General features: G+C 41.4%; 11 protein-coding genes. 4 read left to right on the forward strand and 7 right to left on the reverse strand.

All coding sequences use genetic code 11. The features are described 5' to 3' along the window. Positions 1–224 precede the first annotated feature (224 nt). Positions 225–3,911 carry a methionine synthase gene (gene metH, locus F968_RS13930; protein WP_004794005.1) on the forward strand — a complete coding sequence of 1,229 codons (3,687 nt, stop codon included), beginning with the start codon at positions 225–227 and terminating at the stop codon, positions 3,909–3,911. An 80-nt stretch (positions 3,912–3,991) separates the two neighbouring features. On the opposite strand, the gene F968_RS13935 is transcribed toward metH, so the two are convergent. The 4 genes from F968_RS13935 to F968_RS13950 all read right to left on the reverse strand — a co-directional run bounded on the left by F968_RS13935 (position 3,992) and on the right by F968_RS13950 (position 8,002). Further along, positions 3,992–4,996, reverse strand: coding sequence for a transketolase family protein (locus F968_RS13935; protein WP_004794006.1), 1,005 nt, complete (start codon positions 4,994–4,996; stop codon positions 3,992–3,994). 10 nt (positions 4,997–5,006) lie between these two features. After that, a complete protein-coding gene (locus tag F968_RS13940) occupies positions 5,007–5,852 on the reverse strand; it encodes a transketolase (protein WP_079748303.1) in 846 nt (281 codons plus the stop codon). Between the two features lie 20 nt (positions 5,853–5,872). After that, a complete protein-coding gene (locus F968_RS13945; RefSeq protein WP_034596344.1) occupies positions 5,873–7,174 on the reverse strand; it encodes an MFS transporter in 1,302 nt (433 codons plus the stop codon). Positions 7,175–7,252: 78 nt separating this feature from the next. Beyond that, positions 7,253–8,002, reverse strand: coding sequence for an SDR family NAD(P)-dependent oxidoreductase (locus tag F968_RS13950; protein WP_004794009.1), 750 nt, complete (start codon positions 8,000–8,002; stop codon positions 7,253–7,255). Positions 8,003–8,186: 184 nt separating this feature from the next. On the opposite strand from F968_RS13950, the gene F968_RS13955 reads away from it, so the two are divergent. Further along, on the forward strand, positions 8,187–9,062 hold the full coding sequence (locus F968_RS13955) for a LysR substrate-binding domain-containing protein (RefSeq protein WP_081399678.1): 876 nt from the start codon (positions 8,187–8,189) through the stop codon (positions 9,060–9,062). 12 nt (positions 9,063–9,074) lie between these two features. On the opposite strand, the gene F968_RS13960 is transcribed toward F968_RS13955, so the two are convergent. Then, on the reverse strand, positions 9,075–9,521 hold the full coding sequence (locus tag F968_RS13960; RefSeq protein WP_004794012.1) for a hypothetical protein: 447 nt from the start codon (positions 9,519–9,521) through the stop codon (positions 9,075–9,077). 172 nt (positions 9,522–9,693) lie between these two features. Between F968_RS13960 and F968_RS13965 the strand changes: the two genes are divergently transcribed. After that, a complete protein-coding gene (locus F968_RS13965; RefSeq protein WP_004794013.1) occupies positions 9,694–10,839 on the forward strand; it encodes an aldose epimerase family protein in 1,146 nt (381 codons plus the stop codon). A 67-nt stretch (positions 10,840–10,906) separates the two neighbouring features. Here the strand turns inward: F968_RS13965 and F968_RS13970 are convergent, their stop codons facing one another. After that, complete coding sequence (locus F968_RS13970; RefSeq protein ID WP_004794014.1) at positions 10,907–12,127, reverse strand: MFS transporter; 1,221 nt, start codon at positions 12,125–12,127, stop codon at positions 10,907–10,909. A 105-nt stretch (positions 12,128–12,232) separates the two neighbouring features. Between F968_RS13970 and F968_RS13975 the strand changes: the two genes are divergently transcribed. Beyond that, positions 12,233–13,021 carry an AraC family transcriptional regulator gene (locus tag F968_RS13975; protein ID WP_004794015.1) on the forward strand — a complete coding sequence of 263 codons (789 nt, stop codon included), beginning with the start codon at positions 12,233–12,235 and terminating at the stop codon, positions 13,019–13,021. On the opposite strand, the gene F968_RS13980 is transcribed toward F968_RS13975, so the two are convergent. After that, the gene (locus F968_RS13980; protein WP_004703144.1) at positions 12,988–14,310 is read right to left on the reverse strand and encodes a glutaminase; all 1,323 of its coding nucleotides are present in this window, start codon (positions 14,308–14,310) and stop codon (positions 12,988–12,990) included. The genes F968_RS13975 and F968_RS13980 overlap by 34 nt on opposite strands. Positions 14,311–14,485 lie beyond the last annotated feature (175 nt).

Consider the following 14,485-nt stretch of genomic DNA (forward strand, 5'->3'; position numbering starts at 1 on the left):
TAAACAGAACAATTGTCATAAAACGGAATATTGGAGATGAAATATTTCAATATCATGATCATTTTATGAATATTTGATGAAAAAACAGTCTTCATTTGTCATAAAAGCCGTTTTTTAATGAATCTATTACAAGTGAATGACGGGTCGTTATAGCTCATCAAATGCGCAACTATTCTGTTACAATAGCGCGGCATTTTTAAATTTGTACAATATCGGGGTTTTATATGTCCACGCTTGCCACCCTAAAAGCGCTTCTTGCCAAACGCATTCTGATTATTGATGGTGCGATGGGTACCATGATTCAACGCCATAAACTAGAAGAAGCCGACTACCGTGGTGAGCGTTTTGCGGATTGGGCACATGACCTAAAAGGTAACAATGACCTTCTTGTGCTGACTCAACCCGAAATCATTCAAGGTATTCATGAAGCTTATCTTGATGCAGGCGCAGACATTATTGAAACAAACAGCTTTAACGGCACACGTGTTTCCATGTCTGACTACCACATGGAAGATCTTGTTCCAGAGATTAACCTTGAAGCAGCACGTTTAGCTAAAGCAGCTTGTGAAAAATATTCAACTCCTGATAAACCGCGTTTTGTGGCAGGTGTACTCGGTCCAACATCGCGTACCTGTTCAATTTCACCGAATGTAAATGACCCTGCTTTTCGTAACATTACTTTTGATGAACTAAAAGAAAACTATATTGAGGCAACTCATGCGCTGATTGAAGGCGGTGCAGATATCATTCTGATTGAAACCGTTTTTGATACATTAAACTGTAAAGCTGCAATTTTTGCGGTGAAAGAAGTCTTTAAACAAATTGGTCATGAATTACCACTCATGATTTCAGGGACCATTACCGATGCCTCAGGCCGTACCTTAACAGGTCAAACTGCCGAAGCGTTCTGGAACTCTGTACGCCATGGTGACTTACTTTCAATTGGTTTTAACTGTGCACTTGGTGCAGATGCTATGCGTCCTCACGTTAAAACCGTGTCTGATGTTGCTGATACTTTTATTTCTGCTCATCCAAATGCTGGCTTACCAAACGCATTTGGTGAATATGATGAAACACCTGAACAAACTGCGGCCTTCTTAAAAGAATTTGCAGAAAGTGGTTTGATCAATATTACCGGCGGTTGCTGTGGTACGACACCAGACCATATTCGTGCTATTGCCAATGCTGTAAAAGACATTGCACCACGTCAAATTCCTGAAACTAAGCCAGCTTGCCGCTTAAGTGGTTTAGAACCATTTAATATTTATGATGACTCATTGTTCGTTAACGTGGGTGAACGTACTAACGTTACTGGTTCAAAAAAATTCTTACGCTTAATTCGTGAAGAAAACTTTGCAGAAGCTTTGGAAGTTGCACAGCAACAAGTGGAAGCTGGCGCTCAGATTATCGACATTAACATGGATGAAGGGATGCTCGATTCGCAAAATGCGATGGTACACTTCTTAAACCTTGTAGCCTCTGAGCCAGATATTTCACGTGTGCCTATCATGATTGACTCATCGAAATGGGAAATCATTGAAGCAGGCTTAAAATGTGTACAAGGTAAACCTGTTGTTAACTCGATTTCGTTAAAAGAAGGTTATGACGAGTTTGTCGAAAAAGCTCGCCTGTGTCGCCAATATGGTGCTGCGATTATTGTGATGGCCTTTGACGAAACAGGTCAGGCCGACACTGCTGAGCGTAAACGCGAAATCTGTAAACGTTCTTATGACGTTTTGGTTAACGATGTAGGCTTCCCCGCTGAAGATATTATTTTTGACCCGAACGTGTTTGCGGTGGCAACTGGTATTGAAGAACACAATAACTATGGCGTCGATTTTATTGAAGCCACAGGTTGGATTAAACAGAACTTACCTCATGCCATGATTTCTGGTGGTGTATCGAACGTTTCGTTCTCATTCCGTGGAAATGAGCCTGTTCGTGAAGCGATTCACTCTGTGTTCTTGTACCATGCCATCAAACAAGGCATGACCATGGGGATTGTAAATGCCGGTCAAATGGCCATTTATGACGATATTCCAAAAGAACTCAAAGATGCAGTTGAAGATGTTGTTTTAAACCAGAACCACGGTGAATCTGGTCAACTTGCTACTGAAAAACTACTTGAAGTGGCTGAAAAGTTCCGTGGTCATAGTGGTGCTCAACGCGAAGCAGAAAACCTTGAATGGCGTAACGAACCTGTAGAAAAACGTCTTGAATATGCATTGGTTAAAGGTATTACCACCTACATTGACGAAGATACAGAAGAAGCCCGTCTAAAAGCTAAACGACCTTTAGATGTAATCGAAGGCGCTTTGATGGACGGTATGAACGTTGTTGGTGACTTGTTCGGTTCAGGCAAAATGTTCTTACCACAGGTTGTGAAATCTGCACGTGTAATGAAGCAAGCTGTGGCTTGGCTCAACCCGTACATTGAAGCTGAAAAAACAGGTAGCCAATCTAAAGGTAAAGTCCTGATGGCAACGGTTAAGGGCGACGTGCACGATATTGGTAAAAATATTGTAGGCGTGGTACTGGGCTGTAATGGTTACGACATTGTGGACCTTGGCGTGATGGTGCCTTGCGAGAAAATCTTGCAAACTGCAATTGATGAAAAATGTGACATCATCGGGTTATCAGGTCTGATTACGCCATCTTTAGATGAAATGGTATTTGTTGCGAAAGAAATGCAGCGTAAAGGCTTTAACATTCCTTTATTAATTGGTGGTGCAACAACTTCAAAAGCACATACAGCAGTAAAAATTGACCCTCAGTACCAAAACGATGCGGTGATTTATGTTGCTGATGCTTCACGTGCTGTGGGTGTCGCAACTACCCTGCTTTCAAAAGAAATGCGTGGAAAATTCATTGAAGAGCACCGTGCTGAATATGTCAAAATTCGTGAGCGCTTAGCCAACAAACAGCCTAAAGCTGCCAAGCTAACTTATGCAGAGTCTATTAAAAACGGCTTTAAAATTGATGAGAGTTATGTTCCTGCAAAACCAAATCTTTTGGGAACACAGGTCTTAACAAATTACCCACTTGCAACACTTGTAGAATATTTTGACTGGACACCATTCTTCATTTCTTGGAGCTTGGCAGGTAAGTTCCCGAAAATTTTAGAAGATGAAGTGGTTGGTGAAGCTGCAACAGATTTGTACAACCAAGCTCAAGCAATGTTGAAAGATATTATCGACAACAACCTTTTTGATGCACGTGCTGTATTTGGTATGTTCCCTGCTCAGCGCACAGATGCTGACACAGTGAGTGTATTTGATGAAGCCGGTCAAAATGTTACGCATACTTTTGAGCACTTACGTCAGCAATCTGACAAAGTCACAGGTAAACCAAACTTGTCTTTGGCAGATTACATTCGCACTGACCGTGAGCAACAAGACTACTTGGGCGGATTCACTGTATCGATTTTTGGTGCAGAAGAACTGGCTAATGAGTACAAAGCTAAAGGTGATGACTACTCTGCAATTTTAGTGCAGTCATTGGCTGACCGTTTTGCTGAAGCTTTTGCTGAACATTTGCATGAACGCATTCGTAAAGAGTTCTGGGGCTATAAAGCGGATGAACAGCTCAGCAATGAAGAACTGATTAAAGAGAAATATGTCGGTATTCGCCCTGCACCAGGTTACCCTGCTTGCCCAGAGCACTCTGAAAAAGCAGTGTTGTTCGACTGGTTAGACTCTACCAACAAAATTGGTACTGAACTGACTGAACACTTTGCAATGATGCCACCATCTTCTGTAAGTGGTTTCTATTATTCTCATCCACAAAGTGAATACTTTAACGTAGGTAAAATCTCTCAAGACCAACTTGAAGATTATGCAAAACGTAAAGGTTGGACACTGGATGAAGCGAAGCGTTGGTTAGGACCGAATTTAGATGATTCGATTGCTTAAGTTATTAAATAACCCTGTTTAAAAAAGAGGGCGTGAAGGAAATTCCATCACGCCCTTTTCAATTTGGAAAGTTAAGATTTCTACTTCAAATGTGACTTAATTTTGTCTTTAACTGCTTCTGTTGAAATACCATATCGATCATGCAAGGTTGGTAATGCCCCTGCATCTAAAAATGCATCTGGCAAACCAATCATGTCAAAACGAGGATGTTGTCCATTTCTTAAGAGTAAGGACCCGACAGCTTCGCCTAAACCGCCAATGACTGAATGATTTTCAGCAGTTAAAACAGGACGGCCACCTTTTGCGACTTCATCCAGAATGGTTTGTTCATCTAAAGGCTTAATCGTAGGTACGTGCAACACTGAAACCTCAATGCCCTCTTTTTCAAGCTCTTCCGCTGCCTCAAGCGCACGCATGGTCAATAAGCCAGTCGAAATAATGAGTAAGTCTTTACCCGGTTTAATTACCTGCGCCTTACCCAATTTAAACTGGTAATTGTATTTATCGAGTACTAATGGAACCTGCCCACGCAATAGACGCATATATACAGGGCCATTATGAGCGGCAATTTGAGGAATTACTTGTTCGATTTCCAAGGCGTCACATGGATCGATAACCATCAAGTTCGGCATAGCGCGAAAAATCGCAATATCATCCGTTGCCTGATGGCTTGGGCCGTAGCCCGTAGTTAACCCCGGAAGTGCTGCCACAATTTTGACATTGAGGTTATCTTCTGCAATCGCCATACAAATAAAGTCATAGGCACGGCGTGATGCAAACACGGCATAGGTGGTCGCAAAAGGAACAAATCCTTCACGAGCGAGTCCTGCTGCTGCGCTCATTAAAAGTTGTTCTGCCATGCCCATTTGGAAAAATTTGTCTGGATTTTCTTTAGCAAAAATATGTAGGTCAGTGTATTTGGATAAATCTGCTGACAACCCCACAATATCGTCACGCTCGTTTGCCAAGGCATTCAGTGCATGTCCGAATGGTGCAGGTTTGGTCGGTTGTCCCTCGGCAGCAATAGAAGCAATCATTGCCGAAGTGGTTAGTTTTTTCTTAGGAGGATTGGCTAACTGGCTCATGGTGTATTCCTTACTGTCCGTAGTGGGTCAAAATATTTAAAGCGTCATCCCATTCATGTTCATCAACACGAATGAAGTGAGTTTTTTCACGGCTTTCCAAGAACGACACGCCCTTACCCATCTTGGTGTCACAAATAATGACACGGGGGCATGTTCCCTCATGGTTTCGTGCTTGGTCGAATGCCTTAAGTAAAGCTTCCACGTCATTGCCATCTACGCGTTGGGTGTACCAACCAAATGACTGCCAACGGTCTACAATGGGCTCAAACGCTAAAATTTCGCTGGAGTGCCCATCTGCCTGCTGATTATTCACATCAATAATCGCAATCAAGTTATCTAGTTTCCAATGAGAAGCAGACATTACAGCTTCCCATGTTGAGCCTTCATTTAGCTCTCCATCGGAAAGTAAGTTATATACAAAAGCATCCGACTTTTTCTGTTTCAGCCCTAGACATGCACCGACTGCAATTCCAAGACCATGACCCAATGAGCCACCTGTAATTTCCATGCCCGGTGTATATGAAGCCATGCCCGACATTGGTAGACGACTGTCATCAGCTCCATAAGTTTCAAGTTCTTCAAGCGGGATAATTTTTGCTTCAATTAAGGCTGCATAAAGTGCAATCGCATAGTGCCCAATAGAAAGATAAAAACGGTCACGGCCTTCCCACTCAGGGTTTTCTGGCTGATATTTCATTGCATGGAAATAAGATACGGCCAGTAGATCTGCGGCACCTAAAGCTTGCCCGACATAACCTTGACCTTGTACTTGCCCCATACGTAAAGCATGTTGGCGAATGTGGTAGGCACGTTGTTGCAACTCGGCAATTTGGCCTGCTTTATCAACATTTAACATTGTCATTTACTATTTCCTTATTAACGATTGACCAGTTTTGCTGGAACACGCAGAACCAGACTGGCACCGAAAATTAATACTGCTGTGATTAAGAACATGCCGATTGCATTTGAACCAGTGTTGGTGGTGATCCAACCAATTAAATAAGGCGAGCAGAAGCCTGCGAGGTTGGCGAAGCTATTAACTGCGGCAATACCTGCCGCTGCGGAAACACCACCTAAAAAGTTGGTCGGTAACATCCAGAATAAAGAAGATGCCGTCAGCACACCTGAAGCTGCGATGCAAAGGCAAATTAAAGAGAGCGTTAGATTTGAAGCGAATAAGGTCGCAAATGTGAGTGCTATAGCGCCTGCACACATCGGGATAATTAAGTGCCAGCGGCGTTCTTGAAAATGATCACCGCTACGCCCTGCCAAAATCATTACCACAATGGCACACATATAAGGCAGGCTGGTGAGCAAACCGATATGCCAGTTGTCACTAATGCCTGAGTTGCGAATAAGAGTTGGTAGCCAAAAGGTAATAGCGTATTGGCCCATCACTACACAAAAATAGATGCCCGCCAGTAACCATAAGCGTTTATCTGCGACAAACTCTTTAACGCTCGCATGACCTTCTTTGTGCTGGTTATCTTGAGCAAGCTCTTGCTTCACCAAGTTTTTTTCATCTTGGGTTAACCAGTTGGCGTCTTGAACTGAATCTTTTAAAACAGCGAGTACCAATAGGCCAACAAGTACAGTAGGAATGGCTTCAATAAGAAACATCCACTGCCAGCCAAACCAACCATGTACACCGCTCATTCGGTCCATGATTAAGCCTGAAAGTGGCCCACCAATCATTCCCGAAATTGGAATCGCGATAAACCAAAGAACTGTCATACGTGCACGGCGGTAAGACGGGAACCAATAAGTGAGGTAAAGCAACAAGCCCGGAGCCAAACCAGCTTCAGCAACACCGAGCAGAAAACGTAAGGTGTAAAATTGCCATTCGGTTTGAACAAAGGCAAAACAACCTGACAAAATGCCCCAAGTAATCATGATACGGGCAATCCAACGTCTTGCCCCTACCTTATGGAGTACGATGTTGCTTGGTACTTCACAAAGAAAATAACCAATAAAGAAAATCCCTGCGCCTAACCCATATACAGCTTCACTAAACTGTAAATCGCTCATCATCTGGAGCTTGGCAAAACCCACATTTACTCGATCTAAATAGGCACAAAAATAACAAAGCATTAAAAATGGCATGAGCCGAAATGCAATTTTTCGATAGGCAGATTTACGAACCACCGTATCTACTTCAGATGAAAATACTGTATCCATCATGCGAATCCCTTTACATTTGGCCACAGTATCCTCTTGTGACCATCATTCTATTTTTAGTTTTTAAATGGCGAGCGATTAATGAATCAGCATGCCACCATTTACATCGAGTGTTACGCCAGTTAAGTAAGCTGACAGATCACTTGCCAAAAATAATGCTGCATTTGCAACGTCTTGCGCTTTGCCTAAACGCCCTAGTGGAATACCAGCAAGAATGTCGTGACGGCGGTCATCATTCATTAAACCTCCAGTAATATCAGTATGGATTAGACCCGGAGTAAGTGAATTTACACGAATTTGGTCAGGACCAAACTCTCGAGCCATCGCTTTTGCTAGACCTAACACGCCTGCTTTGGCAGCGCTATAATGTGGCCCGCCAAAAATACCACCGCCGCGTTGCGCTGAAACTGAAGATAAGCACACAATGCTTCCACCACCATTTGCTTTCATGGATGGAATAACAGCTTGAGACATAATCAGTGTTCCGCGCAGGCTAACATCTAAAATACGGTCATAGTCATTGCGCTGAATATCGAGTGTTTTAACTGGCTGAGTAATCCCTGCATTGTTAATTAAAATATCAATCTTGCCGTAGTGCTGTAGTGCTTGTTCAACAGCTGCTTTGACCTGTTCTTCATTTGCAACATTTGCAGCAAGACCTAAATGTCCTTCACCAATTGCCTTTGCCGCGTTTTGGCTTTGAGTAAGATCTAAATCAACAATAATGACTTTAGCACCTTGTTGTGCAAAGATTTCTGCAGTTGCTCGCCCAATTCCACGTTCTGATGCTGCACCGGTAATTAATGCCACTTTTCCTTGTAGTAACATGTTCAATCCTCTTTTACGCTTTATATCCTGAGTTCTGACTTAGAATCTCTTTTTTTACCAAGACCAGCAATCAGCTCGAATTCAACAAGGCATGAAAAAAATTCATGCCTATGCTATTTTTAAATAACTTTTAGGGATAAAAACGGATCATTTCATGGATAGCAGTGAAAACAATTTCAATCAGATGCCTTCAATTAAAACATTACAGGCTTTTGAACAAACCGCCCGTTTCGGCAATGTTGCCAAGGCAGCCGAGAATTTAAATCTCACGCCATCAGCAGTGAGTCACCAAATTGCTAAGCTTGAAGAAATGATTGGGCAGAGTTTATTTATTCGTGGTGCCCGTGGTGTGACGCTGACTCCTTCTGGCGAACGCTATTTTCAAGATGTCACGACCATTTTGCATAACCTGATGTTAGCCACTGAAAAAGCTGCCGATAAAAGCCCGAAAGACAGTTTATACATTCATTCATCTCCAAGTTTTGGTTTGCTTTGGTTATTGCCACGCCTTGAATCATTTAAAGAAAAGTTCCCAATGATTCAGGTCAACTTGTCATGTTCATATGAAAATTTGCACTTTACCCGTGACAAGATTGACATTGATATCCGTCATGGTTTGCCCAACTGGACAGGGGTAGAAATCAGAACGATTCGTAATGAAAAGCTAGAAGTACTTGCATCCCCCAAACTACTTGAACGTAGTCCAGTAAATAAACCTCAAGATTTATTAAAAAAAGAACTGATTTTATCCCGCTCAACCTTGGTTACTTGGCCACAATGGTTTGCCCATCAGGGTCTAAGTATTCCTGAGTTTCCCTACACTTTGAGTTTTGACCGCTCTTATATGTCACTTGAGGCAGCCACACACGGACTAGGATTTGTTTTGGAAAGTAATTTACTCACTCAAAATTACTTAGAATCTGGAAAGTTGGTTAGAGTTTTCGCAGATGAGCTATCAATTCCTATTTCTGCTCATCATTTGGTGTATCCGCGAACACATCAATTTATTCCTAAAATTGAGCTGTTTTTAAACTGGATTCATGATGAGTTGGCGGATTGAGAAAATGATTTCTTAAAGGATCTGAATTTCCTCAATTCTTAAGTGATGCATCATCTCTCGAACAAATACAAAGTAGGTAAAAATATAAAGCTGATCTGGAGACACTTGGCTTGTGTAGTAGCTCAAACGCTCAATAAAATCATTGAATCTATGTTCAAGCTCAATACGGCTGATTTGCTTTTTAGCACTAAAAAATAACTGACTGAGTTGTTTCATGGCTACATCAGATGTAACAGCTACACCGCTTATATTTAAATTTCTCAGGGGTTTTGACTCGATGATTTCTTCAATGAAATAAATCATCTTTTCAATAGCAAGTTCATCAATAACCCCATGGAGAATACTGTTCGAATCAACAAAATCCAAGCCCTGTTCGAGCTGAATGTGCTGGTTGTCTATGTCAAATGATAAGCCATTAAGACCAAGTGAAAATTTTAAAACCGAGTCGGGATGATTCATAAAAATAGCTTACCATTGAGTTTTATTAATAGGATTAGTGCCAGCTTATTCAATACTTAGCGTTAACAGCGCTAATCATCATTAACACTATATATAATAAAAAACTCTTTAAAAAGACGAAAAATCAATCTTATATACATCTAAACCTAAGATTAAAAAATAGAGTATAAACATGAAAAAATTAGTAATTTTAAGTTTCACCCTTTATAGCTTTGCACAAATTACAAATGCGGCCACATTAAACGTAAAACCATATGGTACAACTCAAGATGGTCAAAAAGTTGATCTATACACCATGAGCAATAACAAAGGAGTCTCGGTTTCTTTTATTAGCTTCGGTGGTGTAATTACCCAGATTTTGACTCCCGATGCACAAGGTAAACAAAATAATATTGTTTTAGGCTTCGATGACCTAAAAGGCTATGAAGTCACTGATACCAAGGAAGGCATTCATTTTGGTGGGTTAATTGGTCGTTATGCGAACCGTATTGGTAATGCTAAATTTAGCTTAGATGGAAAAACGTATAATCTTGAAAAAAATAATGGCCCGAATTCATTACATAGCGGGAATCTGGGTTTTGATAAACGTGTTTGGCAAGTTAAGCCCCTCGTTTCTAAAGGTGAAACCGTTAAAGCTTCTCTTAAGTTAACCAGTCCGAATGGAGATCAAGGTTTTCCCGGAAAATTAGATGTGGAAGTGGTCTACAGTCTTTCAGATCAAAATGAATTTAAAATTGAATATAAGGCCAAAACTGATCAACCTACAGTCGTTAATCTTACCAACCATAGTTATTTCAACTTAACAGGAGCTGGTAATAACCCTTATGGCGTACTGGATCATGTTGTCCAGCTAAATGCAGACCGTGTATTGGTAACCGATCAAAACTCTTTACCCACAGGTGAAATAGCTTCGGTTGCAGGTACGCCTTTTGATTTTCGGACGCCTAAAGCAATTGTGAAAGATATTCGAGCGAATCATCAGCAATTGGCCTATGGATATGGCTATGATCAAACTTGGGTAATTAATCAAAAGTCTCAAGGGAAATTAAATCTTGCAGCTCATGTGGTTGATCCAAAATCTAAACGGACACTGCAAGTCTTAACCACTGAACCAAGCGTTCAAATGTATACAGCCAATCATTTATTAGGAAATGTTGCTGGTGCAAATGGCGTACTCTATCGACAAGCAGATGCGTTAGCATTAGAAACACAGCATTTTCCAGATAGCCCGAATCAACCATCTTTCCCTTCTACACGTTTGAACCCAAATCAAACTTATAACAGTGTCACCGTATTTAAGTTTGGTATTCAGAAATAGTCTTTTTACTTGGAACTATAGTTATCTAAAAAGACTCTCAGCCGAATATGACTGAGAGTCTTTTCATTTATTTAACTTTTGTGTTTGGTAAAAATGCGGTGGCAAACCCAAGTAATGGCAAGAATGAACATAAACCAAATACCCATTCAATGCCGTTAATATCGGCTAAATGTCCTAAGCCTGCTGCGGCAATACCACTTACCCCGAACATGAGTCCAAACATTAAACCGGCAATCATACCCACACGGCCTGGAACAGCTTCTTGTGCATACACTACCATCGCTGCAAAGGCCGATGACAACACCAAGCCTGCAATAATTGAGAAAACTGTGGTCCAGAATAAGTTTGCATACGGCATCATTAATGCGAACGGCGCCATACCAATAAATGAAACCCAAATAACTGCTTTACGGCCAATTTTATCACCAATTGGGCCACCCGCAAATGTACCTAAAGCAACAGCAGCCAAGAATGCAAACAAATGCAATTGAGCGGTCTGGATGCTGATATGGAACTTTTGAATAAGATAAAAAGTAAAGTAGTTACTAATGCTGGCAATGTAGGTAAATTTGGCAAACATCAACACACTAATTGTGCTTAAGGCAATAATCAGCTTACGGCCATGCAATTTACTTTGTGCTTGAGTTGCACGCGCAGCCACCTGATTTTTAGCATGACTCACTGTCCAGCGGCTTACGCCAAATAAAACCCAAATCGCTAAAAGTGCAAATATCACTAAGCCCGCAACTGCATGCTGCCCAAACGGTACAATCAATAACGCTGCTAATAATGGGCCAATGGCAGTACCTGTATTTCCGCCTACCTGAAAAGTCGACTGTGCTGTACCGAAGCGCCCACCCGATGCCATTCGTGCCACCCGTGAAGCTTCAGGGTGAAAAGTTGCAGAGCCTACTCCAATAAGTGCAGATGCACATAACAACACTGTAAAGCTTGGTGAAAATGCTAACAAGATAATCCCGCAGAATGTGACCATCATTCCGAGCGGAAGAAGATATGGTTTTGGATGTTTATCGGTATAAAGTCCAATCCAAGGCTGGAGCAGTGAACCTGTAATTTGATATACAAACGAGATCAGGCCAACTTGAGCAAAACTCAGCGAAAAGTTTGCTTTTAGCATTGGATAAATAGCGGGTAGTACTGCTTGAATCAAATCATTCAGTAAATGTGCGACCGCCACGGCGCCTACAATTTTAATAATCATTCCTTGAGGCTGATCATTTGCAACGGTATTGGCAATACCATCTTTCAATTGTATTGAAGACGTCATACCTGAAAAACTCCAATATTCTAAGTAAGATGCTTATTGTAAATTGTCGCTTATAAAGTTATCTTCCAATAATCATTGTATAAGTGACAATTTTTAGGGTAGTTTATGTCCGATTCTCTTATTCAGTCTGATTTGTCTGAACTTGTGATTGGACTCTCTTCTGAGCATTCTTACCGAGAAATCACGCCTACACACACACATACACGTGCGCAGTTTCTGTATGCATCAACAGGGAACATTCAGGTGTTTACACCGAACAATGTCTGGATTGTGCCGCCGATGTGTGCCTTATGGATTCCGGCGAATGTTGAACACAGTGTAATTTCACTGAGTCACGTGAAGTTAAATACGGCGTTGGTTGAAGTAAATGCAGCCGCTCTAATGGGGCAAGATTGCTTTATTATTCGAGTAAGCAACCTGTTGCACGAGCTTTTGATTCGCTTAAATGAAATTGAACGAGAAGACATGCCAAATACTGCAACGTCTCAAGAACTTTCGCGTTCTTTACAAATTTTGATTTTTGAAGAAATCCATCGGGCCAATTTGTTGCCTATTCAGATTCCATGGCCGAAAGACAAACGACTATTAAAAATTTGCCAAGAGTTATTACATACTCCTGACCATTCAAAAGACTTAACAGATTGGGCTGATGATATAGGTGCGAGTTCTAGAACCCTAATGCGCATGTTTCAAAAAGAAACGGGGCTGTCTTATCGGGCCTGGGTCCAACAAATGCATATTGCACTTGCCTTAAGTAAAATTGCGAATGGTGAATCTATTGCTCGAATTTCTGAATCACTGGGGTATAACAACCCCAGCGCGTTCAGTGCGATGTTTAAGCGACATCTAGGAAAAACACCTCAGCAGTTTAGAAGTTCTGCGATGTCGCTATAAGTCTTTTTTTTTGCAGGTAGGTCATGCTTTTCGAGCAAATCATCAAAGTCGTGGTAGACATGAAGCTCACGATCTTTACCAGTTCTCGCATGATCTAATCGTTGTTCAGGGTCCACTAAAACAAGGGTATGGCCATCATCAATCAGACGATCAACGCCTTCTAAGAACATACGTTTACCTACATCGTGGATAAGTGAAATCTGGGTTAAATCAATGACGATTGTGCTTTGGTCAGTTGTCTCGTCTTGTAAAATGCGCAACAACATTTCAGCTTCAGTAAATTTCAATACACCGCGAAGCACATATACACTTAATGAAGCATCTTTTCCTGTACGGTAATGACTTTGTACAATCGTTTGTGCAGAAGGTGTACCTTCCATGAGGTGTAACCCCATGTCACGAGATAACCGTTCTAAAATATCGATACCTCGAATACTGTGACCATGCTCATCTAAACGAGGAGAAAAAGCAGCAATACTGACCTGCCCCGGCAGCACACCTAAAATACCACCTGCTACACCACTCTTAGCAGGAATACCTACAGTCGACAGCCAGTCACCCGCGGCATCATACATACCACAGCTCATCATGACACTGAGCACTTGTCTAACCACAGATCGGTTTAACAAACGCTTTCCAGTTTTAGGGTCGACCCCGCCATTGGCAAGTACACTGCCCATACGTACCAAGTCTTTAACTGTAACCATGATCGCACATTGACGAATGTAACCATTCACAATATCGACAGGGTCAGTTTCCAAAATCCCGACAGTTCGCAACATATAACCGATCGAAAGATTACGGTAGGCAGTTTTGACTTCCGAATCATAGACAGACTCATCAAAACTTAATTCACGTCCTGCAAGCTCGCTCATAAAACGGCGTAGAATTTCTGCACTATGTAAACCATGCTTGACCTGAATCAAGGAATGTACAGTAATTGCGCCAGAGTTAATCATCGGGTTTTTCGGACGTCCGTCTTTACCCAATGAAATTTCATTGAAGGCTTCCCCCGAAGGCTCTACCCCTACTTTCGCAAGTACTGCATCAATGCCAAGCTGTTGTAAAACATAGGCATATACGAACGGTTTAGAAATCGATTGAATGGTGAATTCAACATCATCATCTCCAATCGAATAAATTTCGCCATCTACCGTAGACATGGCCAAAGCTAATCGATCTGGATTTGCATTTGCTAACTCTGGAATATAGTCAGCTAGATGTCCGCTATTATCTACCTCACAGGCTTCTATCACATTTGCCAAATAATCTGGGAGAGGGGTTTTCATGGTCAGTAACCTTAAATGAGGAGATTTACACTTTCGATCATTTTTTCAGCACAACCTGCTGATAATATTAAAATTATAATTTTTTAGTGAAATAAAAATCACGATATAAGTATTGTAATTGCTATGTCTTATTCATTTCAAGCTCATTATAGGTTTTTCAAAACTTTAAACTGAA

The sequence above is a fragment of the Acinetobacter sp. NIPH 817 genome, from assembly GCF_000368405.1.
In the GTDB taxonomy this organism is placed as follows: domain Bacteria; phylum Pseudomonadota; class Gammaproteobacteria; order Pseudomonadales; family Moraxellaceae; genus Acinetobacter.

Coding starts and splice junctions, on each gene's coding strand:
- metH (WP_004794005.1), top strand. CDS start 225: ATGTCCACGCTTGCCACCCTAAAAGCGCTTCTTGCCAAACGCATTCTG.
- F968_RS13935 (WP_004794006.1), bottom strand. CDS start 4,996: ATGAGCCAGTTAGCCAATCCTCCTAAGAAAAAACTAACCACTTCGGCA.
- F968_RS13940 (WP_079748303.1), bottom strand. CDS start 5,852: ATGTTAAATGTTGATAAAGCAGGCCAAATTGCCGAGTTGCAACAACGT.
- F968_RS13945 (WP_034596344.1), bottom strand. CDS start 7,174: ATGGATACAGTATTTTCATCTGAAGTAGATACGGTGGTTCGTAAATCT.
- F968_RS13950 (WP_004794009.1), bottom strand. CDS start 8,002: ATGTTACTACAAGGAAAAGTGGCATTAATTACCGGTGCAGCATCAGAA.
- F968_RS13955 (WP_081399678.1), top strand. CDS start 8,187: ATGCCTTCAATTAAAACATTACAGGCTTTTGAACAAACCGCCCGTTTC.
- F968_RS13960 (WP_004794012.1), bottom strand. CDS start 9,521: ATGAATCATCCCGACTCGGTTTTAAAATTTTCACTTGGTCTTAATGGC.
- F968_RS13965 (WP_004794013.1), top strand. CDS start 9,694: ATGAAAAAATTAGTAATTTTAAGTTTCACCCTTTATAGCTTTGCACAA.
- F968_RS13970 (WP_004794014.1), bottom strand. CDS start 12,127: ATGACGTCTTCAATACAATTGAAAGATGGTATTGCCAATACCGTTGCA.
- F968_RS13975 (WP_004794015.1), top strand. CDS start 12,233: ATGTCCGATTCTCTTATTCAGTCTGATTTGTCTGAACTTGTGATTGGA.
- F968_RS13980 (WP_004703144.1), bottom strand. CDS start 14,310: ATGAAAACCCCTCTCCCAGATTATTTGGCAAATGTGATAGAAGCCTGT.